The organism is Roseomonas sp. FDAARGOS_362, from assembly GCF_002754815.1.
Classification (GTDB): Bacteria; Pseudomonadota; Alphaproteobacteria; order Acetobacterales; family Acetobacteraceae; genus Roseomonas; species Roseomonas mucosa.
On sequence record NZ_CP024588.1, the window covers coordinates 3,567,202 to 3,588,991 of the forward strand.

At 74.0% G+C, this 21,790-nt stretch carries 16 protein-coding genes; 6 read left to right on the top strand and 10 right to left on the bottom strand.

Features of this window, described 5'->3' with window-relative positions:
- Positions 1-3: 3 nt before the first annotated feature.
- The 6 genes from CTJ15_RS20715 to CTJ15_RS20740 all read right to left on the bottom strand — a co-directional run bounded on the left by CTJ15_RS20715 (position 4) and on the right by CTJ15_RS20740 (position 7,741).
- Entirely contained in the window at positions 4-1,269 is a 1,266-nt protein-coding gene (locus CTJ15_RS20715) for a glycosyltransferase family 4 protein (RefSeq protein WP_099781934.1), read from the bottom strand.
- Entirely contained in the window at positions 1,266-2,558 is a 1,293-nt protein-coding gene (locus tag CTJ15_RS20720; protein ID WP_226946013.1) for a DegT/DnrJ/EryC1/StrS aminotransferase family protein, read from the bottom strand. Before CTJ15_RS20720 ends, CTJ15_RS20715 begins: the two co-directional genes overlap by 4 nt.
- 140 nt (positions 2,559-2,698) lie before the next feature.
- The gene (locus CTJ15_RS20725; RefSeq protein ID WP_083755668.1) at positions 2,699-3,364 is read right to left on the bottom strand and encodes a sugar transferase; all 666 of its coding nucleotides are present in this window, start codon (positions 3,362-3,364) and stop codon (positions 2,699-2,701) included.
- A complete protein-coding gene (locus CTJ15_RS20730) occupies positions 3,357-4,577 on the bottom strand; it encodes an O-antigen polymerase (RefSeq protein ID WP_076970437.1) in 1,221 nt (406 codons plus the stop codon). Before CTJ15_RS20730 ends, CTJ15_RS20725 begins: the two co-directional genes overlap by 8 nt.
- A 4-nt stretch (positions 4,578-4,581) precedes the next feature.
- Positions 4,582-5,787 carry a hypothetical protein gene (locus tag CTJ15_RS20735; protein ID WP_099781935.1) on the bottom strand — a complete coding sequence of 402 codons (1,206 nt, stop codon included), beginning with the start codon at positions 5,785-5,787 and terminating at the stop codon, positions 4,582-4,584.
- A gap of 115 nt (positions 5,788-5,902) precedes the next feature.
- A complete protein-coding gene (locus CTJ15_RS20740) occupies positions 5,903-7,741 on the bottom strand; it encodes a heparinase II/III family protein (protein WP_226946014.1) in 1,839 nt (612 codons plus the stop codon).
- Between the two features lie 128 nt (positions 7,742-7,869).
- Between CTJ15_RS20740 and CTJ15_RS20745 the strand changes: the two genes are divergently transcribed.
- Positions 7,870-10,695, top strand: coding sequence for an SLBB domain-containing protein (locus tag CTJ15_RS20745; protein WP_099781937.1), 2,826 nt, complete (start codon positions 7,870-7,872; stop codon positions 10,693-10,695).
- A gap of 48 nt (positions 10,696-10,743) precedes the next feature.
- Here the strand turns inward: CTJ15_RS20745 and CTJ15_RS20750 are convergent, their stop codons facing one another.
- Positions 10,744-10,965 (bottom strand): DUF4170 domain-containing protein, encoded by a 222-nt coding sequence (locus CTJ15_RS20750; RefSeq protein WP_019460209.1) that lies wholly within the window; start codon positions 10,963-10,965, stop codon positions 10,744-10,746.
- 191 nt (positions 10,966-11,156) lie between these two features.
- Here CTJ15_RS20750 and CTJ15_RS20755 point away from each other — a divergent pair, with 191 nt between their 5' ends.
- From CTJ15_RS20755 to CTJ15_RS20765, 3 genes are all read left to right on the top strand, one after another.
- Positions 11,157-11,708 carry an MOSC domain-containing protein gene (locus CTJ15_RS20755; protein ID WP_019460210.1) on the top strand — a complete coding sequence of 184 codons (552 nt, stop codon included), beginning with the start codon at positions 11,157-11,159 and terminating at the stop codon, positions 11,706-11,708.
- 66 nt (positions 11,709-11,774) lie between these two features.
- Positions 11,775-12,956 carry a DUF808 domain-containing protein gene (locus tag CTJ15_RS20760; protein ID WP_226946015.1) on the top strand — a complete coding sequence of 394 codons (1,182 nt, stop codon included), beginning with the start codon at positions 11,775-11,777 and terminating at the stop codon, positions 12,954-12,956.
- A gap of 208 nt (positions 12,957-13,164) precedes the next feature.
- Positions 13,165-14,157 carry an ABC transporter substrate-binding protein gene (locus CTJ15_RS20765; protein ID WP_099781939.1) on the top strand — a complete coding sequence of 331 codons (993 nt, stop codon included), beginning with the start codon at positions 13,165-13,167 and terminating at the stop codon, positions 14,155-14,157.
- Between the two features lie 24 nt (positions 14,158-14,181).
- On the opposite strand, the gene CTJ15_RS20770 is transcribed toward CTJ15_RS20765, so the two are convergent.
- The 3 genes from CTJ15_RS20770 to CTJ15_RS20780 form a co-directional block, all read right to left on the bottom strand.
- Positions 14,182-15,765, bottom strand: a complete 1,584-nt coding sequence (locus tag CTJ15_RS20770) for an ABC transporter substrate-binding protein (protein WP_099781940.1) — start codon at positions 15,763-15,765, stop codon at positions 14,182-14,184.
- 212 nt (positions 15,766-15,977) lie between these two features.
- Complete coding sequence (locus tag CTJ15_RS20775) at positions 15,978-16,901, bottom strand: dihydrodipicolinate synthase family protein (protein ID WP_099781941.1); 924 nt, start codon at positions 16,899-16,901, stop codon at positions 15,978-15,980.
- A 487-nt stretch (positions 16,902-17,388) separates the two neighbouring features.
- Positions 17,389-18,693 (bottom strand): MFS transporter, encoded by a 1,305-nt coding sequence (locus CTJ15_RS20780; protein ID WP_075823469.1) that lies wholly within the window; start codon positions 18,691-18,693, stop codon positions 17,389-17,391.
- A gap of 181 nt (positions 18,694-18,874) precedes the next feature.
- On the opposite strand from CTJ15_RS20780, the gene CTJ15_RS20785 reads away from it, so the two are divergent.
- Both CTJ15_RS20785 and CTJ15_RS20790 read left to right on the top strand, forming a co-directional pair.
- Positions 18,875-20,197, top strand: coding sequence for a putative DNA modification/repair radical SAM protein (locus CTJ15_RS20785; RefSeq protein ID WP_019460217.1), 1,323 nt, complete (start codon positions 18,875-18,877; stop codon positions 20,195-20,197).
- A complete protein-coding gene (locus CTJ15_RS20790) occupies positions 20,190-21,737 on the top strand; it encodes a UdgX family uracil-DNA binding protein (RefSeq protein WP_099781942.1) in 1,548 nt (515 codons plus the stop codon). The genes CTJ15_RS20785 and CTJ15_RS20790 overlap by 8 nt, the downstream gene beginning before the upstream one ends.
- Positions 21,738-21,790: the final 53 nt, after the last annotated feature.

A 21,790-nucleotide genomic window follows, 5' to 3' on the forward strand; every position in this document is an offset into this window, starting at 1 on the left:
GCGTCAGGCCGGGGCCAGGGCGGGCCGGGGCAGCGGCCGCGCCGCCGCCTCCGCCACCGCGCAGAACTGCCGGACCTGCAGCCGCCGGTCCCAGCGCCGCTGCGCCTGGGCGCGGGCGGCGGCACCCATGGCGGCCCGCAGCCCGGGCCGGGCCGCCAGATGCGCCAGGGCTTCGGCCAGGGCGCGGGCGTCGCCCGGCGGGGTGGCGATGCCGCTCGGCCCCTCCGCGACGATGCGCGCGGCGCGGCCGGCGAGGTTGGTCACCACCGGCAGTCCGGCGGCCAGCCCGTCCATCAGCTTGTTGGGCGCCGTCCATTCGGCGAATTCCGGCACCGGGGCGAGGCAGTGCAGCGCCACCTGCGCACCCGCCAGCAGCGAGGCCAGCCGGGGCTTGGGCAGCGGGTCCAGGAAGCTGACATTGTGCAGCCCCCGCCGCGCCGCCTCGGCGATCAGGCGGGGCTTCTCGGCTCCCTCGCCGACCAGCAGGATGCGGAGGCGGCGCTCGCCGGCCAGGTGCAGCTCGGCCGCGGCGTCGAGCAGAGCGTCGAGCCCGTTGGCGCGGCCATGCGCCCCGGCATAGACCGCGAGACATTCCCAGGGCGCCGCGCAGTCCGGACGCCAGGGCGCGCGGTGCGGGCCGAAGAGGTCGAGGTCGCAGCCATTGGGAACCACGTGCAGGCGCGACGGATCGGTGCCGCGCGCCCGCGCGGTGTCCGCCATGCCCTCGGTCAGGCCGATTACCGCCGCCGCCCGGCGGCAGGCGGCATCGGCCAGGACCTCCATCCCGGCCAGGGCCCAGCCCGGGGCCTCGCCCATGGCGCGCGGCAGCTCGGGCCAGGGGTCGCGGATCTCGAAGACGAAGGGCGTGCCGCGCAGGCGGTTCGCGGCCAGCGCCGGGACCGCCACGGTGAGCGGGGTGGAGGAAGCGACCACCAGGTCCCAGGGCCGCGACAGCGCCAGACCCGAGGCCGCGGCGGCATAGCGCCCGAAGGCCAGCAGGCGCCCGGCCCTGTCCTGGGCATTGCCGCAGCGGATGTCGAACTCCATCAGGCCGAAGCCTGCCGGGCCGGGTGCGCGCCCCTGCCGGCGGCCCAGGCAGAAGCGGCCCTCCAGCCCGGTCTCGGCGCCGTCGTAGCGGCCGCAGGCCAGGGTCACGTCATGCCCCCGCGCCGCCAGCCCGGCGGCCATGGCATGGGCGCGCGTGGCGGTGCTGCCGGCAGGGGCGGAATAGTGCTGGTGCAGGTACAGGATGCGCAGCGGTCCGGTCACGGCCGGGTGCCTCCCCGGCCCGTCCGGGCACGTCCCGATGGGCCGTGCCCGAAGCAGGCGCGGATGATGCCGATCACCCGGTCCTGTTCCGCCGGGCCCATGGCGCCGGAGGGCAGGCAGAGGCCCTGCTCGAAGAGCGAGGCGGCGACCCCGCCGCCCAGATGGCTCGCCGCGCGGAAGGCCGGTTGCAGGTGCAGCGGCTTCCAGACCGGGCGGCTTTCCACCGAGGCCGCCTCCAGCGCCAGGCGGATGGCCTCGCGGTCCGTGCCCGCCTCGGCGGGATCGACCAGGATGGCGGTGAGCCAGCGCGAGGAGCGGCTCCAGACCGGCTCCGGCATCAGGCGCAGGCCGGGCAGCCCCGACAGCCCGGCGGCATAGCGGGCGAAGACGGCGCGGCGCTGCGCCACCCGCACCTCCAGGTGCCGCAGCTGCGCCCGGCCGACCGCCGCCAGCAGCGAGGACAGGCCGTAGGAATAGCCGGTGGTCTCGTGCTGGTAGTGGGGCGCCGGCTCCTTGGCCTGGGTGGCGAGGTGGCGGGCGCGGGCGACCAGCGCCTCGTCGTCCGAGGCCAGGGCGCCGCCGCCGCCGCCGGTGACGATCTTGTTGCCGTTGAAGGAGAAGGCGGCCAGCCGCGCCCCGCGCCCGGCGGAACGGCCGTGCTGCAAGGCGCCCAGCGCCTCGGCGCTGTCGCTGAGCACCGGCACGCCCCAGCGGCCGCAGGCCTCCGCGATCGCGGCGAGATCGGCGCATTGCCCGTAGAGATCCACCGGCACCACCACGCGCGGCAGCCGGCCCTGGCGGGCGGCGCGGGCCAGGGCCTCCCGCAGCAGGCCGGGGTCCAGCGTCCAGCTTTCCGGGGAAACGTCGAGGAAGCCCAGCCGCGCGCCCATCTGCGCCGCCGGGGCCACCGTGGCCACGAAGGTCAGGGTGCTGGTCCAGACCTCGTCGCCCGGCTCGAGGCCGAGCAGCCGGTAGCCGAGATGCAGCGCCGCCGTGCCGGAAGCCAGGGCGGCGACGTGGCGGAAGCCGGTGCAGGCGGCGATGGCCGCCTCGAAGGCCGGCAGGGCGGGACCGGCGGGGGCGAGCCAGCCGCTGGCCAGCGTGTCGCGCAGCGCCTGCTCCTCCTCCCCGCAAAGCTGCGGCGGGGAAAGGTGGATGCGGGTGGCGGGCGGTGCCGTGCGGCCGCGATCCGGCATAGCGGGATGCCGGGGCGGCCCGGACGGGCTGAGCAGCGTGTCGGAGAGGGACAGGAGTGCTGTCTCCCCGGCGGCGCTTACATCCATGCCCATGCTGCCCTGTCCATTCTGGACACCCCTCGCCGGCCGGGGGATTCCGGCGTTCATGGTTGTAAATATATCGTGAATTACAACTTAAGATATGCAATCCGTGGTCAGAATCACCATCCCCGGCGGAATGTTGCGGCGCTGCATCAGCACGGCGGCGTGCCCCCCGCATCCGCCGCCGTGGATTGGCTGGCGGGCGCCGTGCCGGTGAAGCCGGGGCTGGTGGCATGGCCGGGCGCGGTGGCGCCCCGCCCGCGCAGCAGCAGCGCCAGGCTGGCGAGGACGATGGCGACGTCCCCCGCCAGCGTGACGCGGGCGACATAGCGGGCATCCCATTCCAGCCGCTCCTCCCAGGGCAGGGCATTGCGGCCGCGCGCGGTCACCGGGCCGAGCAGGCCGGGCCTGACGGCGAGGCGGCCGGCCTGCCGCGCCGTGTAGAGCGGGGTATAGGCGGGCGGCAGCGGGCGCGGGCCGACGAGGCTCATCTCGCCGCGCAGGATGTTCGCCAGCTGCGGCAGCTCATCCAGCCCGCTGGCGCGCAGGCGGCGCCCGAAGCCGGTCAGCCGCACCGAATCGGGCTCGCCCGGCCAGGCGGGGTCGCGCATCGAGCGGAGCTTGAGGATGGTGAAGCTCCGCCCCCGCCAGCCGGCGCGGCTCTGCCGGAACAGCACCGGGCGGCCGAAGGCCAGGGCCACGGCGAGCGCCGTGCCGAGCAGCAGCGGCCAGAGCAGCGCCAGCAGCAGCGCCGCGCCCGCGAGGTCGAGCCCGCGCTTCAGGCGGCGGGCGTAGAAGCCTTCCCCCGGCTCAGACACGCTGCGCCCTGATGCCCAGCGACAAAGCGAGGCCCAGCGCGAACCAGACCATGCGGTTGCCCAGGTCGGTCGAGACCATGGCGCCGATCGCCACCGGGATCACCAGCGCCACGATCCGCCCCACCCGCTCCGGCTCCAGATCCTCCGGCAGGGCCAGCAGCCGGACCAGCACCACCGCCGCGCCGCCGCCGAAGGCGCCGAGCCAGAGCAGCAGGCCGAGCGGGCCTTCCTCGGCCAGGGCTTCCAGGGCGTGGTTGTGCGGGTACATGCCGCGTCGCTCGCCATAGCCGGCGGCGACGGTGAAGCCCCCGGCGCCGAGGCCGAGCGGCATCGCCTCCCCCGCCCAGCCCAGCGCCGCCGACCAGAGCACGGGGCGGGCCGAGGCGGCGATGCCCTCCCCGGTGAAGCGTTCCAGCGTGCGCAGGCCCTGGCTGCGATCGGGATCGGCATAGAGCAGGCCCAGCCCAAGCCCCCCGGCCAGGGCCATCGCGCCGATCCAGCCGGCGGCGGCCAGCGGGCGCCGCCCGGTCCAGAGCCGCGCCGCCGGGGCCAGCGTGACCGCCACGCCCAGCGAAAGCAGCGCCGCCCGCCCGCCCGGCAGCAACGCCCCCAGGGCAAGGCCCAGCAGCAGCAGCGCCCATGAGACCCGCCCGGCCCGGCCGGCCTCCACCAGCCGCACCGCCGCCAGCCCGGCGCCGCAGGCCATGGCGAGGCCGGCGAGCTGGTACTGCACCCGCGTCGCATCCGTGGCCCCGACCAGGCCGCCGAGGACGACCTCGCCGGAAGCGAGCCCCCAGGCCACGCCCGCCGCGACAAAGGGGCCGGTCAGCATCGCCGTGGCCACCAGCCAGCGCCGGGCCGCCGCATCCGCCCCGGTCGCCATGCCCGCCGCCAGCATGGCGGGGCCGAGCAGGACCGCCTCCGGCAGCTTCTGCGACAGGATCTCGGCCGAACTGCTCCAGGTCGCGGCCAGCACCATCCAGAGCCAGAGCGCCCCCGCGGCGGCGAGGGGCAGCGCCACCGGGCGCAGCACCGTCCAGCGGCGCGAGGCCAGGAGCCAGGGGAAGGAGACGGCCAACGCGCCGGCGGAAAGCACCGTGATGTCCGGCAGGGCGGCGGTCTGCGGCACGGATTTCAGCGCCCCGGCCAGGAACAGCACCGCCGCGGCCATCCCGGCCAGCGAGCCCGGCGCGGCGGCATCGACCCGTGCCACCGGCTCAGCCTTCCGGCATGGGGGAGGGGGAGCGTGGCAGGGGGGCGAAATCCGGATGGCCCCGGCGCTGGCCGAGGGGCATCGCGGGGGCGTTCCCCATGCCCCGCGGAGGTGCCGGCCGGGCGGCGGGGTAGGGACCGGCCGCCGCGCCCGGGGGAAGACCGGCAGGCGCCGGGGAGGGGGTGTCCGGCGGACTGCCTCCGGGGGCGGACCGGGCGTCGCGCCCGCCATGGCGTCCCGGCTCCTGGCCCGGATCGTCCATCGGGCCGCCCCGCAGCTCCGGCGGCAGGCCGACGGGCGGCAGGGGCGGCAGCACCATGCGGCCCCCCGGCCCCGCGCCGGAAATGGAGCCGGGGGTGGCGGCCCCCGTGCCGGAGGGAAGGGCCTGGCGCAGCAGGACGAGGCAGGCCGCGCCCAGCAGCACCGCCAGCGGCACGGAAACCAGCAGCAGCGCGATCAGCAGCGGCCGGTTCGGCAGCGTGGGGGCGAGCGGCACGCTGGGGGCGGAGACCAGCCGCGCCGCCACCGCCTCGTCGGTCAGCAGCGCCAGCCCGGCCCGCTGGTGCTGCGCCAGGAGGTCGTAGAGCGGCGTGCGGGTGAAGACATCCGGCTCCCGCCCCAGCCTTTCCTCCAGCTGGGCGATGCGGTTCCGGGTCAGGCCGGCGAGATCCGCCCGCACCTTGCCCTCGGCGAAGGCGTGCAGGCGGGCCAGCGCGTCGAGCGCCATGGCCCGGTCGGGATGCGGCAGGTCCAGCGTCACCGTCACGGTTTGCAGCGACTGGGTGACGGCGAAGTTCCGCTCCAGCCAGGTCTGCAGGTCGTCGGCATCGCTCTCGGTGCGCAGGCCGAGCCATTGCCGCAGCAGGCCCATCGGGCCGCTGGCGCGCTGCTGCGTGAGCCAAGCGGGCAGGGCAGTGTCGCGCATCAGCATCGCCGCCGCCTCGGGCGAGCGCAGCAGGGCGAGATAGACCGCGAAATTCCCGCCCGAGCGGTTGTCCAGCAGCCCACCGGCCTGCAACACCGCATTGGCCTGGATCAGCGTGGACACCGCGAGGCCGGTGGTCTCGGCGGGGGTCACCACCGCCTCCGCCACGTACTGGCGCTGCCAGGACAGCACCAGCGCGATGCCGGACGCCAGCAACAGGAACCAGGTGGCGAGGATTCTCCAGCGCCAGAGCCAGAGGGCGCGCAGCAGTTCCGGAAGCGGCATCCCCTGGTCCAGCGTGACTTCCCGTGACTATCGAGTTTGTTAACGAAATATTCAACCCTGGATTGAAACCAAGCCCGCAACCCTGCTGCGCTCACTGTGGGGAGGGCCTGCTGGATCAGCCCGGCAGGCGGATCACCGTCAGGATGCGCGAGACCGGCGCCCGGGCGCGGAGTTCCAGAACAGGAACCGGGCGCAGCTCGCCATAGCGGGGAGCTTCCCATCCTGACGCCAGAACGATGTCGAGCGGCACATCCGCCGAGACGGCGATGCGGCCCAGCGGCGAGGCGACGCCCTGGGGGATGCGTTCCCAGGCGGCGGGGGCCAGGCGCCAGTGCAGCGTGACCCGCCGGAAGGGGCCGGAGACCTCGTCCAGCACGCTCCAGCGCCGGCCCTGGCCCAGCACGCGCCGGTCCTGCCGGTTGCCGTGCCGGTCGCGCACCCAGGCGCCATCCGCCAGCAATCCGCCCCGGCACCAGCGGGCGCGCAGGAAGCGCCCGGCGCGGGGCATCGGCTCCGCCTCGTCGAAGAGGATGGCGTTGTGCCCGGCGGCATCCTCCAGCCCCAGCGCCACCGCCCGCCATTCGGGGGCGGGGTTGTAGGACAGCGTGCCGCCGTCGCGCAGCAGGTTCACCGGCCCGTCCCAGAGGTCGAGGTTCAGCAGGTCCGAATGCCCCGGGCGGAACTCCAGCGGGCCGGTGCGCAGCAGGGCGCGGGCGCGGCCCACCGTCCAGCCGCGGCTGCCGCTGGCCTGCCAGCGCGCCTCGGGGCGCGGCACGGGCGCGGATGGCAGGCCGAGCCAGAGGCAGCCCGGATCGTCCGCCATCCCGGCCGAGGCGCCCAGGAAGAGCCGCGCGGCGCGCTCGACGCTGCCGCGCGCATCGCCCGGCCCGCCCAGCGACAGGTCCGCCACGTGGGAGCCATCCTGGTGGCCGAGGCGCGGCAGGGCGCCGGTCGCGGGGTCCAGCAGCCGGGCGAGCCAGCGGCTGGCGGCGGCGGCGCGGGCGGCGAAGGGCGGCGGGAAGGGCAGGGCCCCGTAGCTGCGCCGCAGCCATTCGGCGGTGGAAAGCACGTCCAGCAGCAGGCGGTGATAGCCCGTCGAGACCTGGGCGAAGCCGCCATCCGGCGCCACCAGCCGGTCCAGCGCGGCGGAAAGCCGGGCCATGGCAGGGGCTGGGTCCTCGCCGAGAAGAAGGTCGCAGGCGAAGAGCCCGGCGGGTTCGCTGACCGTGTGGTTGTTGTCCTGCGCCTCGGCATAGCGGGGGGTGGCGGCGATGCGCCGGCGGTGCTGGGCGAGGAGTGCCCGCAACCCCGGGCTGGCCGCCTCGCCGCCCAGCAGGGCATGGGCCAGGGCCAGGTGCAGGGCGCGCAGCGCGGCCTCCTGCCCGCAGGCCCAGTTCGGCCCCCGGAAGGGCGGGTTGGCGCGGCACCAGGCGGTGAGCCTCGCCTCCGCCCGTTCGCGGTGGCCTCCCTGCGGGTCGAGCCGGTGTGCCAGGGCGAGGAGGGGGATCTCCCCCAGGCGGTTGGCCTCCCAGACCGGCCGCACATCGCCCGGCGCGAAGAGGTCGAGCGAAAGCCCATGGGCGTGGGAAGCGAAGGGGCCGTGGCCCGAGGGGAGGGCAGTGGGGCAGGAAGGGGGGCAGGAAGGGGGGCAGGCAGAGGGGCAGGCAGGGGGACGGGCGGCATCGCGGGGCTCCGTCTCCGGTGGCGGGAGTTCCGCCACCGCCATCAGCACGGGCAGCGTTTCCGCCCGCAGCGCCGCGGGAAGCGGGGAATGGCCGCCGGGCAGGAAGGGGCCTTCGGCAGGCCGGAGGTCGGGCAGGGCACGCCGGGCGAGACCGGCCGCCAGCCGGAGGCGGTGGCGCAGCAGCAGGCCCACCGGCCGCGCACCGAGCCGCCAGGCGGCATCGAAGCGGAGCAGCATGGCGGTACGGAAGGGTAGCGCTCGGAAAACCATGCCGCTCCGTGATGGAACAACCTAAAATTGCTGTAAAACAAGTTAACAATCACTTAAAGTTGTATACCAAGACCATGGAATGACCTGGGCTGCCAAGGGTGTGCGCACCGAATCGGGAATACGCCAGATTGAGCCTCCTCCACCCTTCCGGATCGCGCCACGTCCTGTCGCTGCTGCTGGCCGCCCCCATGCTGGCGAGCCTGGCCGTCCCGGCGGCCCGGGCGCAGCCGAACCTGCTGATGCCGCCCTCCCTGCCTTCCACCCTGCCCGGCGGGCAGCCCCTGCCGGGCGCGCTGTCCGGCGGGCTGGCGGGCGGAGCCCAGGGGGATCTGGTGCAGCGCCTGCTCGACGCCGCCTCGGGGCGCAGCAGCACCACCCTCTCGCCACCGCCACCTCTGCCGCCCGCCGCGCCCATCCCCGCGATGCCCGCCGCCACGGCCGGCACATTCCCCGGCATGGCGCCGCCTCCCGATCCGCTTTCCAACACCGAAAGCTTCTTCGCCGCCCGCCTGCCGGAGCAGCAGCCGCCGCTGCGCCAGTTCGGCTATGACAGCTTCCGTCAGGCGGCGGTGCCCGGACTGACCACGGGCGCCATGCCGGAGGGCTACCTCCTCGGCCGCGACGACGAGGTGATCATCGCGGTGCGCGGGCGGGTGCGGACCTCCTACACCCTGCGGGTGGGGCGGGACGGGATGCTGACCCTGCCCGACCTCGCCCCGATCCCCGCCGCCGGGCGCAGCCTGGGCGAGCTGCGCGCGGAGATCGAGGCGCGGGTGGCGCGGGAGCTGGGCGGGTCGGAGGCCTATGTCTCCCTCGGCCAGACGCGGCAGATCGCGGTCTTCGTGGCGGGGGAGGTGGTGCGGCCCGGCCTGCAAACCCTGCCGGCGCTGACCAGCGTGCTCGACGCGCTCAGCCTGGCGGGCGGGGTGCGCCGCACCGGCTCGCTGCGCGCCATCCGGGTCGAGGGGCCGGGCGGCGCGCGGATCGTCGATCTCTACGGCGCCATCGCCGGCACCGGGGCCACGCCGGACCTGTCCCTGCGGGAGGGCGAGCGCGTGGTGGTGCCGCCGCTGGGCGGGGTGGTCGCGGTGGCGGGGGAGGTGACGCGCCCCGGCATCTACGAGCTGCCGCCCGGCGCAGCGCAGCAGCCGCTGGCCCTCGTGCTGCGTCTGGCGGGGGAGGCGCTGCGCCCTTCCGGCAACCGCTTCCTGCTCCAGGGCACGGATGCCGGGGGGCGGCGGGCCTATGCCGAGATCGCCCCCGCCGCGCCCTTGCGCCGGGGCGACGCGGTGCTGGTGCAGCCGGGGGCGGACGTTTCCGCCAACGCGCTGCGGCTGGCCGGGCATGTGGCGGTGCCGGTGATGCGCTCGGCGGGCGGAGGCTACGGCAAGGCGGGCTTCTCGCTGCGCCAGCTCCTGGCCGATGCGCGGCAGATCAGGCCCGATCCCTATGTGCGCCTGGGCGTGGTCTGGCGGGTGGACCCGCGGACGCGGGTGCGGCGCTTCGTCGGCTTCGACCTGGGCCGGGTGCTGCAGGGGCAGGCCAACCTGTCCCTCGCCGAAGCCGACGAGGTGATCATCCTGGCGCAGAGCGACATCCTCTGGCTCTCCTCGCCCCCGGTGCAGCGCGCCCTGCGCGGCGAGATGCCGACCCCCCTGCTGGTGCCGGTCACGGTCTCGGCCGGCACCGCCCAGCGCCCGCCCGATGGCGGCCCCACCGCCAACACCGCCGTTTCCGCCGGGCTGCCCGCCTCGGTGCCGGCGCAGCCGGATTGCCCGGCGCTGCAATCCCTGGCCGTGGCGGCGAAGGGCAGCCCGATGCGCTATGCCCATGCGCGCGGCGCGGGCTTCCCGGACCTGGGCAACCCGCCCTGCCCGCAGGTCTTCATCGACTATCCCACCCTGCTGCCCTTCCTGCTGGACCAGAGCGTGCTGCTGGGCGGGGAGGTGGGACTGCCCGGCCTCTATCCCGTGCTGGAGGATACCGGGCTGGACCAGGTGCTGGCGGCGGCGGGGGATGTGGGGGAGACGGCGGACCTCGCCGCCGTGGAATTCTCGCGTGAGCCGCTGGACCAGGCCGGGGCCGTGCCGCTGACCCGGCTGCGGCTCGACCTGCGCTCGCGCAACTTCGCCGCCGTGCGCCTGTCGCCGCGCGACGGCATCCGCATCCCGCGCGGCTTCGGCGACCGGGAGATCGGCTCGGTGACGCTGGTGGGGGAGTTCGTGCGGCCCGGCACCTATGACATCCGGCGGGGCGAGCGGCTGTCGGAGCTGATCGGCCGCGCCGGAGGGCTGACGCCGCAGGCCTATCCCTATGGCACCGTCTTCACGCGCGAAAGCGTCCGGGTGCGGCAGCAGGACGGCTTCGAGCGCACGGCGCGGGAGCTGGAATCCAGCCTGCTCCAGGTCGCGGCGGGGCAGGCGGTGGCGGGCAGCCGGGCCAGCGGCGACCTCGGCGGCGCCATCACCGCCGGGCGGCAGATGGCCTCCGCGCTGCGCGAGGCCAAGGCGGCAGGGCGCATGTCGGTGGAGGCCAACCCGGCGATCCTCGCGGCCCGGCCGGAGCTGGACACGCTGCTGGAGCCGGGCGACCTGATCGCCATCCCGAAGCGACCGAACGAGGTGACGGTGGTGGGCGCGGTGCTGAACCCGGGCAGCATGCAGTTCACCACCGGAAAGAAGGCAGTGGACTATGTCCGCGCGGCGGGGGGCGAGCAGCGTTTCGCCGATGCCGGCCGCGCCTTCGTGGTGCTGCCGAACGGGCAGTCCGTGCCGGCGGGCATCGGCTCCTGGCAGGGCGGCGGGCCGCCGGTGCCGCCGGGCAGCCTCGTGGTGGTGCCGCAGGACCCCAGCCCCTACGAGACCTGGGGCTTCATCCGCGACATCACGCAGGTCCTGGGCCAGGTGAGCGTCAGCGCCGCCGCCCTGGCCGTGATCTCGCGGCAGGCCCGGTAGGCCGGGCGGGGCCAGCCCCGCCGCGCCCTCTTCCTGGAAGCCGGCCGGTCAGGCCGCCAGGGCGGAGGCGCCAGGGCGGTCCACCGACAGCACGAAGAGCCGGTGCGCGGCGATGTCGATGTTGCGGCGGGCCTTCTCGTTCCAGATGCGCTCGGCCTGCTGGGCGTCGTGGTAGGGACCGTAGCACTCCTCGGTGCCGGGCTCGAGTTCCTGCCAGTTCGGATCGGTGAAGACGCCGCCCCAGACGAAATAGAGCTTCTTGTCTGCCATGAGAGCCTCCGGATTATCGCGGTGCGGCATATCTAGGCCGGAGCACCGCCGAAGGGCAGTCCCGATCGCCGCCCTGCGACCGTCTGATTGGCGGAATCAGCCATGTCCTGATCAGGATGCCGTCAGAAGGGCTGACGAAATCCCGCGCGCCCTTGATCCCCGGCCGGGCAGCGGCTTCAGCATCGTCGCCGATGCTGAACCCCGCCTCCACCCTGTCCCGACTCTTCGATGCGCCAATGCGGCCGGGCCGGGTGGAATGGATCGGCCTACGCCCGGCCCGGCGCGCCGTGCTGCGCCCGGTGCTTCTGGCCGGGATGGAACCGGAAGGCGGGCTGGCGGGGGACCACTACCGCAACCGGCAGAGCCGGGCGCGGCAGGTCACGCTGATCCAGGCGGAGCACCTGGCGGCCATCGCCGCCTTCCTGGGACGGGAGCGGGTGGCGCCGGAGGAGCTGCGCCGCAACGTCGTCACCGCGGGGATCAACCTGCTGGCGCTGAAGGGGCGGCGCTTCCGGCTCGGCACGGCGGTGCTGGAGATGACGGGGGAGTGCCATCCCTGTTCCCGCATGGAGGAGGTGCTGGGCCCCGGCGGCTACAACGCCGTGCGCGGCCATGGCGGCATCACCGCGCGCGTGCTGCGGGCCGGGGAGGTGGCGCTGGGCGGGGCCATCCTGCGGCTGGACGGCGCGGACGATCCCGGTCCCGGCGGCGCGGGCGCATCCCCGCCGGTCCTGGCCGGTTAGGGTGTTCCAGGGACGGCGGCCAGGGAAGCGGCCCGAAACGCCGCCGGACATACGGAAGGACCGGATGTGAGCACGGGTTTGCTGGCGCTGCTGGACGACATCGCCGGGCTGGCCAGGATGTCGGCCGCCTCGCTGGACGATATCTCGGCCCAGGCGGCGCGGGCCGGGGTCAAGGCGGCTGGGGTGGTGGTGGACGATGCGGCGGTGACGCCGCGCTACGTGACGGGCTTCGCGGCCTCGCGCGAACTGCCGATCGTGTGGAAGATCGCCGTCGGCTCGGTGAAGAACAAGCTGCTCTACCTGCTGCCGCTGGCCCTGGTGCTGAGCTTCGTGGCGCCCTGGAGCATCTCCGTGCTGCTGATGCTGGGCGGCGCCTATCTCTGCTACGAGGGCGCCGAGAAGGTCTGGCACGCCATCCACCCGCCGCCTGGCGAGGAGGGGCACGAGCCGGTGCCCGGGCATCCCGCACCCGGGAATCCGCCCCCCGGGAACGCAGCTCCGCCGGCCGGATCCCCGGCCACGCCACTGTCCCCCGGGGCGCCGGCGGCCAGTGGCGTGGCCGCGGCGAAGCGGCACGAGGATGCGCGCGTCCGCAGCGCGATCCAGACGGACTTCATCCTCTCCGCCGAGATCATGGCGCTGACCCTGGCCTCCCTCACCACGGATTCCGTGGTGGCGCAGGCGGCGATCCTGGCGGTGGTGGGGCTGGGGCTCACGGCGCTGGTCTATGGTGGCGTGGCGCTGATCGTGAAGGCGGACGACGTGGGCGTGGCGCTGGCGGCCAATCCGCGCCCGGTCACCAGCCTGCTCGGGCTGCGGCGGCTGCCGGAGACACGGGAGCCCTCCGGTGCCGACCATGCCCTGGCGCCGGTGACACAGGCGATCGGGCGGGGGCTGGTGCGGGGGATGCCGCCCTTCCTGCGGCTGCTCGGCATCGTCGGCACCGCCGCCATGCTCTGGGTCGGCGGCGGCATCCTGCTGCACGGGATGGAGACCTTCGGCCTGGCGCTGCCGGAGCACTGGGTGGAGGCCGCCGCCCATGCCGTCGCCGCGCTGGTGCCCGCCGTCACGGCCGCCGCCGCCTCGTGGATGGTCACGGCCGCATTGTCCGGCCTGCTGGGGCTGGCGGTGGGCAGCCTGCTGATCCCCTTCGCCGAATACCTGGGCGGGCCGGCGCTGGCCTGGGCCGGGGGCCTGTTCGGCCGCAAGCCGCAGGCCGGGGCGGAGACGGGCGGCGGCGCGGGCTGAAGCGCGGAAGCCGGCCGGCCCGCCGCCGCGCCCGTGCCGGAACGAGGCGCAGGGGGAATGGATCGAACATCCACGCGGAGGGACGCCGGGCAGGCCGGAAAAGCCTTCCCCAACCGTGCCGCGCGGGAGCGGAATCATCTCGTTTCCGGCTGGATTTTGCCAGACTGGACCACTCGGGATGGGAACCCGGCCAGTCCAGAATGGCGCCATGACGACGCATTCCGCCCCCCCGGCCTCCTGCCGCCGGACCTTTCCCCTGGGGCGCCGCGCCCTGGTCGCCGCCACCGCCGGTCTGCTCGCCGCCCCGGCCCTGTCCCGTGCCGCGAAGGCCGCGCCGGTGCTGCGGGTGGGCAACCAGAAAGGCGGGCTGCGCTCGCTGCTGGAAGCCTCCGGCGCGCTGGAGGGCGTGCCCTACGGCCTCGAATGGAGCGAGTTCCCCGCCGCCGCGCCGCTGCTGGAGGCGCTCTCCGCCGATGCGCTGGATGTCGGCTCGATGGGCGACCTCGCCTTCTTCTCGGTCTTCGCCTCCGGCGCGCCGCTCCAGGCCTATGCCGCCACCCGGGCCGATCCGCGCTCCCAGGCCATCCTGGTGCGCGGCGACGCGCCCTTCCGCGGCCTGGCCGACCTGCGCGGCAAGCGGGTGGCGGGCAATCGCGGCGGCTGGGGCCAGTTCCTGGTGCGGGCCGCGCTGCAACGGGCCGGCCTGCCCCCGGATGCGGTGGAGCATGTCTTTCTCGGCCCCGCCGAGGCGGCGCTGGCCTTCCGCTCGGGCTCCGTGGATGCCTGGGCGATCTGGGAGCCCTATGTCTCCATCGAGGTGGCGCAGTTCGGCGCCCGGGTGCTGGAGGACGGCACGGGCCTCACCCCCACCGTCAGCTTCCTGGCCGCGCACCGCAACGCGCTGCGCGACCGGCGCGACGCGCTGGCCGACCTGATGCGGCGGCAGCGCCGGGGCTGGGACTGGGCCGCGGCGCACCTGCCGGACTACGCCGCCTACAACGCGAAGCTGACCCGCCTGCCGGAGAAGCCCGTGCAACTGGCCTTCGAGAAGCAGCGGACCCGCGCCGTGCCGCTCGACGGGGCGCTGCTGGCGGAACTGCAGCAGGCGGCCGACCGGGCGGTGGAGTACGGCGTGCTGAAGCAGCGGATCGACGTCACGGCGGCGATCGACAGGGGCTTCCCGCTCGACACGGCGGGGTAGGGCCGGGGCGTCCCGCGTGGCGCCTCAGCCCTTCCGCACGCCCCAGAACATGGTGCCGCTGGCCTGGACCACCCCGTCAAGGCTGCCGCGCATCGCGGCGGGCGGGTTGTAGGAGCCGACCGGGACGAAGGGCACCTCCTCCAGCGCGATGCGCTGCATCCCGGCGCAGATACGCTTCTGCTCCGCGAGGTCGGGCGCCGCGAACCAGGCATCGCGCAGGGATTCCAGCCGCGGGCTGGTCGGCCAGCCGAACCAGCCGCCCTTGCCGTTGCCGCGCAGCGGGAAGTGGCTGCCGGGATTGCTCAGGCTGAGCCCGGCCCAGGAGGTGCAGAAGACGTTCCAGCCCCCTTCGGCGGCTGGCTTGTCGCTGGCCCGCCGCCCGACCAGCGTGCCCCAGTCCATGCTCTGGAAATCGACGTTGATCCCGATCTGCCGGAACAGGCTCTGCCCCACCTGGGCGATCGGCACCAGCGCCGCCTGGTCCGAGGCGGACATGAAGACCACCGGCTCGCCCTTGTAGCCGCTCTCGGCCACCAGCTTCCGCGCCAGGGCGAGGTCGCGCTTTCCCGTCAGCACCTCCATCCCCGCATCGCTGGCCATGGGCGTGCCCGGGGTGAAGACGCCCGTCGGCACGGTCATCAGGTCGGTCTGGTCGCCGACCACGGCGCTCATGAACTCCGCCTGGTCGATGGCCGGCAGGATCGCGCGCAGCAGCTTCGGGTTGTCGAAGGGCGGCTGGGTGTGGTTCAGCGCGATCACGCCCGGCGTGGGCAGGGAGGAGGTGGAGACCAGCTTCACCCCCGGCTGCCGGCGCAGCGTGGGGAGCAGGTCGAAAAGCGGACTTTCCAGCCAGTCCACCTCGCCCTGTTGCAGCGCGTTGGCGGCGGTGGCCGGGTCGGGGATGACGCGCCATTCGACCCGCGCGACATTCGCCACCTTGCCGCCGGCCCAGAAGGAGGGCGGCTCCTGCCGCGGCTGGTACTTCGCGAAGCGCTCCCAGGCGGAAAAGGAGCCGGAAACGCGCTCTCCCGGCAGGTAGCGGAAGGGGCCGCTGCCAATGGCGTCGGTGACCTGGGCGAAGGCGTCCACCTTCGCCTGGCGCTCCGGCATGATCATGCAGATATCCGGCCCGCCCAGGGCGAAGGTCATCAGCGGGAAGGGCGATTTCAGCCGGATGCGGAAGCGCCGGTCGTCCAGTGCGGCGATCTCCTGGGTCAGCGCGAGGAGCTGCTGCCCGAAGCCCTTGCGCCTGCCCCAGCGGTTGATGGAGGCGACGCAGTCGATGGCGCGGACCGGCTCGTCGTCGTGGAAGACCAGCCCATCCCGCAAGGTGAAGGTCCAGCTCAGCCCGTCATCCGAAACCTCGTGGCCCGCCACCATCTGCGGCCGCGGCGTCAGGGATGCATCGATGCCGTACAGCGTGTCGTACACCATCATCCCGTGGTTGAAGGCGACGGTCGCGGTGGTCCAGACCGGATCGAGGCTCGACAGGTCGGCCTGCGGCACGAAGCGGAGCGTGCCGGCCGGCGCCGCCGCCAGGGAAGGACGGGACAGGCCGGAGCCCGCCGCCAGGGCCACGCCGCCCGCCAGCAACTGCCTGCGCCGCATCGCTCGCTCCCTCCGGATCGCCACGGGCCGAGCTTGGCGGTGGGAAGGCGCTGGAAGCCAGCGGAATAGGGCTGTGCCCCGGCATCATCGAGGCCGGTGGCGGCTCCGGTTGGCGCCGTCTTGTGCAGGATGGCACCATCCCCCGGGCGTCCGCCCCGAAAGCGGGCGGGCAGCGCGTCGGGATGTCCTCCGGCACCATCGGCGGCGGGCTCTCAGCCCGGTGCGCCGCCCGCCTGATCCAGCGCCGCCCGGAGCCGGCCATGCTCCGCTTCCGCCAGCGGCAGGATCGGGCGCGGCGGCTCGGCCCGGCAAAGGCCGAGGAGCCCCGCGGCGGCATAGACCACGCGCAGGCTGCCGAACTGGCGGAACAGGGCCCAGAGCGGCGCCAGCTTCGCCTCCAGCCGCGCCACCTCCGCCACATCGCCCGCCTGCGCCGCCCGCATCAGGGCCAGGGCCTGCACCGGCAGCAGCCCGCCCAGGACGCTGTACCAGGCCGCGCCGCCCGCCAGCACGGAGGCGGGCGCGTTCCAGTCGCCGCTGTAGCCGAGGGCGAAGCCCTCCGGCAGCCGGGTGCGCAGGGCCTGGTGCCGGGCGGCGGCCTCCTCCGGCGGCGGGGCCGGCTGCTTCAGCGCGACGATGCCGGGCAGGGCCGCGAGGCGTTCGAGCAGCGCCTCGCCGAAGCTGAAATGCGTGGTCGATGGGTTGTTGTAGACGCAGAGCGGCAGGGCGGTGGCCGTGCCGACGGCGCGGAAATGCTCGAACACCTCTTCGTCGAAGAGGGGCGTGTAGGAGACCGGCGCCAGCAGAAGCCCGTCCGCCCCGGCGGCTTCCGCATCCAGGGCCAGCGCCACCGCCTCGTCCGTCCGCAGCGCGCCGGCTCCCACGATCAGCGGCACCTTGCCGGCGGCCTCCCGCGCGGCCTCGATGGCCCGGCGCCGCTCGGCGCGGCTCAGATAGGCATAGGTGCCGGTGCTGCCGAGCAGGCCGATGGAATCCACCCCGGCCTCCGCCAGCCGGCGGACGAGGCGCGCCAGCGCCCCGGCCTCGACGCGGCCCTGCGCATCGGCGGGGGTGACCGGAAAGGCGGAAAGACCCCGGAACGGAGTACTGGACGGGGTGCTGGCACGGCTCGGCATGGCGAGGCTCCTTCTGCAACCGTCCATGCGCCTGGATGGCTGCTCCGGGGAGGTCCAATCGCGGGCCGGATGGAGTGGCCAATCCCGCCCTGGCCGCGTCGCGCCTCATGGCTGGCCGCCGGGGGAGAGGCTCCGCCTCTCGCCCCGGACCCCCTTTCCGCCGGGGACCGAAGCCGGTCCCCGGACCCCGGGGCTTGCGTTGGCTCCACGTGGTGGCCGTCAGCCCGCGGGTTGATCCCTGGGGGCAGGTGGCAACGAGGGGCGCCCGAACAGAAAGACACCGTTTCCGCACGGGCGGCCCCGGCAATCCGCCGGAGAGCCATGCTCTCCGGCGCGATCCGGTGTCAGACAGAACCAACGAAAATGGGTCCAGGGCCCGCAGGGTCCTGGCGGATAGGGGGTCCGGGGGAAAGGCGGGGCCTTTCCCCCGGGAACGGCGCAACGCCGGACGTAACGCGCGACGGCCAGGGGAAGGCCGCCGCCCGGATCAGGGCACCAGCACGCCGGCGGCGCGTTCCGCCGCCATGGCGCGGCGGTGCGACAGCAGGGTCGCCACCAGCCCCAGCACGGCCGCGACCGAGAGCCAGAGGCCGGGGATGGCGCGGTTGCCGGTGACCTCGATCAGCCAGGTGCAGATCGCCGGCGTGAAGCCCCCGAAGGTGGCCGTGGCCAGCGAGTAGGCGAGGGAGAAGCCGGAGGTGCGGACCTCCGCCGGCATGATCTCCGTCAGGTAGACCACCATGGCGCCGTTGTAGGAGCCGTAGAGGAAGGACAGCCACAGGAGGGACAGCAGCAGCCGGTCGAAGGAAGGCGCGGCCACCAGCCAGGAGATCACCGGATAGGCGGTGGCGATGGCCAGCACGGTGCAGGCCACCAGCACGGGAAAGCGCCCCAGCCGGTCGGAGATGGCGCCGCCGACGGGCAGCCAGACCAGGTTGGAGACGCCGACGCAGAGGGTCACGACCAGCGCGTCGGTGGAGGCGAGGTGCAGCACCTCCCGCCCATAGGTCGGGGTATAGGCGGTGATCAGGTAGAAGGACACGGTGGTCATCGTGACCATCATCATGCCCAGCAGCACCACCTGCCAGTTGGCGGCCACCGAGCGCAGGATCTCGCCCGCCGTGGGGCGGCGGTGCCGCGTCTGCTCCAGGAAGGCCTCGGTCTCCGGCAGCGAGGTGCGGATGTAGAAGAGATAGGGCACGATCAGGCAGCCCACCAGCAACGGCACGCGCCAGCCCCAGGCATCCATCTGCGCCGGGGACAGCAGGCTGGCCAGCGTCACGCCGAGCAGGGCGGCGAAGATCACCGCCACCTGCTGGCTGCCCGACTGCCAGGAGACGTAGAAGCCCTTGTTGCCGGGGGTCGCGATCTCCGAGAGATAGACCGAGACGCCGCCCAGCTCCACGCCGGCGGAGAAGCCCTGCAGCAGCCTGCCGATCAGCACCAGCACCGGCGCCATCAGCCCGATCGTGGCATAGCCCGGCACCACGGCGATGGAGAGGGTGCCCACCGCCATCATCGCCAGCGTCAGCAGCAGCCCGTTGCGGCGGCCGTGGCGGTCGATATAGGCGCCCAGAACCAGCGCGCCGAGCGGGCGCATCAGGAAGCCGACGCCGAAGGCCGCGAGCGAGGCCATCAGCGAGGCGAAGGGGTTCTGCGAGGGGAAGAAGGTCCGGCCGATGGCGGCGGCGTAGTAGCCGTAGACCGTGAAGTCGTACATTTCCAGGAAGTTGCCGGAGGCAACCCGGAAGACGTTCTTGATCTGGTCTTTTCGGGAGGTGGGGGTGGGCAAGGGGGTATGCTCCCAGCAGGCAGTCTTGTGTCAGCTAGACCTCCTGCCGTCGCGGAAACATGGGCCGGGAGATTACGGAAAATTTGCCTGCTCCTGTCCCGCAGGTCATTCCGCCGCCGGGCGGAGGGAGCTTGCGGGTTCCGCCCGGAACACAATATGAACATCCATGCAAAGCCGTGCCATGGACCTCCGTCGGAAGCTGGAAATCCTTGCCGACGCGGCGAAATACGACGCCTCCTGCGCCTCTTCCGGCTCCGAGAAGCGGGACAGCCGCGATGGCGGGCTGGGCAGCACCGAGGGAATGGGCATCTGCCACGCCTATGCGCCGGACGGGCGCTGCATCTCGCTTCTGAAGCTGCTGCTGACCAATGCCTGCGTCTATGACTGCGCCTACTGCATCAACCGTGCCTCCTCGAACGTGCCGCGGGCGCGCTTCACGGTGGCCGAACTGGTGGCGTTGACGCTCGACTTCTACCGGCGGAACTATATCGAGGGGCTGTTCCTGTCCTCCGGCATCATCCGCTCGCCGGACTACACGATGGAGCAGATCCTGCGCGTGGCGCGCTCGCTGCGGGAGGAGCATGGCTTCCGGGGCTATATCCACCTCAAGACCATCCCCGATGCCGATCCGGCGCTGGTGGCGCAGGCGGGTGCCTATGCCGACCGGCTGAGCATCAATGTCGAGCTGCCGAAGGTGGAGAGCCTGGCCCGGCTGGCGCCGGAGAAGGACAGCGGCGCTATCAAGCGCGCCATGGGCGACCTGCGGCTGCGGATCGAGGGCGCGGCGGAGGCCAGGCGGGAGCACGAGGCCGGACGGGTCCGCGCCACGCCGCCCCGCTTCGCCCCGGCCGGGCAGAGCACGCAGATGATCGTGGGCGCGGATGGCGTGGACGACCGGCAGATCCTGGGCACCACGGCGGCGCTCTACGGGTCCTACCGGCTGCGGCGGGTCTATTTCTCCGCCTATTCGCCCATCCCCGACGCGCCCGCCCTGCTGCCGCCCACGGCACCGCCGCTGGTCCGCGAGCACCGGCTCTACCAGGCCGACTGGCTGATGCGCTTCTACGGCTTCGAGGCCGGGGAGATCGTGGCGCCAGCCGGGGAGGACGGCGCCGCGCCGGGGATGCTCGATCTCGACATCGATCCGAAGCTCGCCTGGGCCCTGCGCAACCGGCACCGTTTCCCGGTGGACCTGAACCGGGCGGGGCGGGAGATGCTGCTGCGCGTGCCGGGCCTGGGGGCGAAGACGGTGGAGCGCGTGATCGCCGCGCGGCGGCACCGGACGCTGCGGCTGGAGGACTTGGCGCGGCTGCACATCCCGCTGCGGAAGGTGGCGCCCTTCCTGATCGCCGCCGGGCACCATCCGCGCGCCGGGCTGCTCGACCGCGCGGACCTGCGCGCCCTGCTGGTGCCCGAAAGGGGGATGGCCGCCTCGCTTCCGGGGCGGCCGCGGCAGCTTTCGCTCTTCGCCGCCGGTCCCGTTCCGGAAAGCGCCCATGCATAGTGTCGCCCTGGCCGCGCCGGACGATTTCGACGGCTGGCGGGCGGCGGCGCGGGCTCTGGTGATCGCCGGCATCGCGCCGGAACGGGTCTCCTGGTCCAGCCCCGCCGATCCGCCCGCCCTGCTGGCCGGGCCGCCGCCGCCGGAGGCACCGGAGGACGCCCCGGCGCCACGCGTGCCGCGGGGCTTCCCGGACCTGGCCGCCCTGGCGATCCGCCACCGCGATCCGGAGCGCTTCGCGTTGCTGCACCGGCTGCTGCACCGGCTCCAGGCGGAGCGGGGGCTGCTGGAAGTGGCCTCCGACCCCGATGTGGCGCGCGCCGAGGCCATGGCCCGCGCGGTGCGGCGGGACGCGCACAAGATGCATGCCTTCGTGCGCTTCCGGGAGATGCGTGTCGCGGAAGGGGCGGATGGCGCCCGCTTTGTCGCCTGGTTCGAGCCGGGGCACCACATCCTCCGGGCCGAGGCGGGATTCTTCCGGCGGCGTTTCGCGGCCCTGTGCTGGAGCATCCTGACGCCCTGTGGATCGGCGCACTGGGAAGGGGCGGAAGGCGGCGAGGTCCGCTTCGGCCCCGGCGCCCGCCGCGCCGATGCCCCGGCCGAGGATGCGGCGGAGGATCTCTGGCGCACCTACTTCGCCGCCATCTTCAACCCGGCCCGGCTGAAGACCGGCGCGATGCTGGCCAAGATGCCCCGCCGCTACTGGCGCAACCTGCCCGAGGCACGCGACATCCCGCGCCTGATCGCCGAGGCCCCGGCCCGGGTCGCCGAGATGGTGGAGCGCGGCGCCACCCCGCCCGCCTTGCGCCGGCAGCGGACGGCGCATCTCGTCTCCCTCCCGGGCGGCCGTTCGGATGGCCTGCACCCGGCGGCGGCTTCGCGCGTTGGAACGCCCGCCATGCCCCATGCCGAAACCCCGACGGACAGCGACGTCCCCGCCGCCCTCGCCGCTCTGAAGCGCGAGATCGAGACCCGCAACGACCTGCCGGGCTGGTCCGGACAGGCGACGCAACTTGTCTTCGGCGAAGGGCCGCCCGGGGCCCTGCTGATGTTCGTGGGGGAGCAGCCGGGTGACGAGGAGGACCTCGCCGGCCGGCCCTTCGTCGGCCCGGCCGGGCGGCTCTTCAACCGGGCGATGGAGGAAGCGGGCGTCGCGCGGGACGAGGCCTATGTCACCAACGCCGTGAAGCACTTCAAGTTCACCCCGACCGGCAAGCGGCGCCTGCACCAGACGCCGGATGCGGGGGACATCGCCTATTACCGGCCCTTCCTGGAACGCGAGATCGGCCTGGTGGCACCGCGCCTGCTGGTCACGCTCGGCGCCACCGCGCTGCGCGCCGTCACCGGCCGCGCCATGCCGGTCACCAAGGTGCGGGGCAATGTGCTCCGCGCGCCGGACGGGCGGCTTTTCTACCCGACCGTCCACCCCTCCTACCTGCTCCGCATTCCTGATTCCGCCATGAAGGCCCGCGAATACGACCGTTTCGTGGAAGATCTGGCCAAGGCCGCCGCCACCGCCCGCAGCCTGCCCGCCGCGGCCTGACGCCGCCAGATGAAACGCCGGGACGGGCTGTCCTCCGCAGGCTGACCGTCAGC

Bases quoted from the DNA above. Each gene is read 5' to 3' on its own strand.
- CTJ15_RS20765 (WP_099781939.1), top strand. From the start codon at position 13,165: ATGACGACGCATTCCGCCCCCCCGGCCTCCTGCCGCCGGACCTTTCCC.
- CTJ15_RS20750 (WP_019460209.1), bottom strand. From the start codon at position 10,965: ATGGCAGACAAGAAGCTCTATTTCGTCTGGGGCGGCGTCTTCACCGAT.
- CTJ15_RS20785 (WP_019460217.1), top strand. From the start codon at position 18,875: ATGGACCTCCGTCGGAAGCTGGAAATCCTTGCCGACGCGGCGAAATAC.
- CTJ15_RS20755 (WP_019460210.1), top strand. From the start codon at position 11,157: ATGCTGAACCCCGCCTCCACCCTGTCCCGACTCTTCGATGCGCCAATG.
- CTJ15_RS20735 (WP_099781935.1), bottom strand. From the start codon at position 5,787: ATGCCGCTTCCGGAACTGCTGCGCGCCCTCTGGCTCTGGCGCTGGAGA.
- CTJ15_RS20770 (WP_099781940.1), bottom strand. From the start codon at position 15,765: ATGCGGCGCAGGCAGTTGCTGGCGGGCGGCGTGGCCCTGGCGGCGGGC.
- CTJ15_RS20775 (WP_099781941.1), bottom strand. From the start codon at position 16,901: ATGCCGAGCCGTGCCAGCACCCCGTCCAGTACTCCGTTCCGGGGTCTT.
- CTJ15_RS20790 (WP_099781942.1), top strand. From the start codon at position 20,190: ATGCATAGTGTCGCCCTGGCCGCGCCGGACGATTTCGACGGCTGGCGG.
- CTJ15_RS20740 (WP_226946014.1), bottom strand. From the start codon at position 7,741: ATGGTTTTCCGAGCGCTACCCTTCCGTACCGCCATGCTGCTCCGCTTC.
- CTJ15_RS20720 (WP_226946013.1), bottom strand. From the start codon at position 2,558: ATGGGCATGGATGTAAGCGCCGCCGGGGAGACAGCACTCCTGTCCCTC.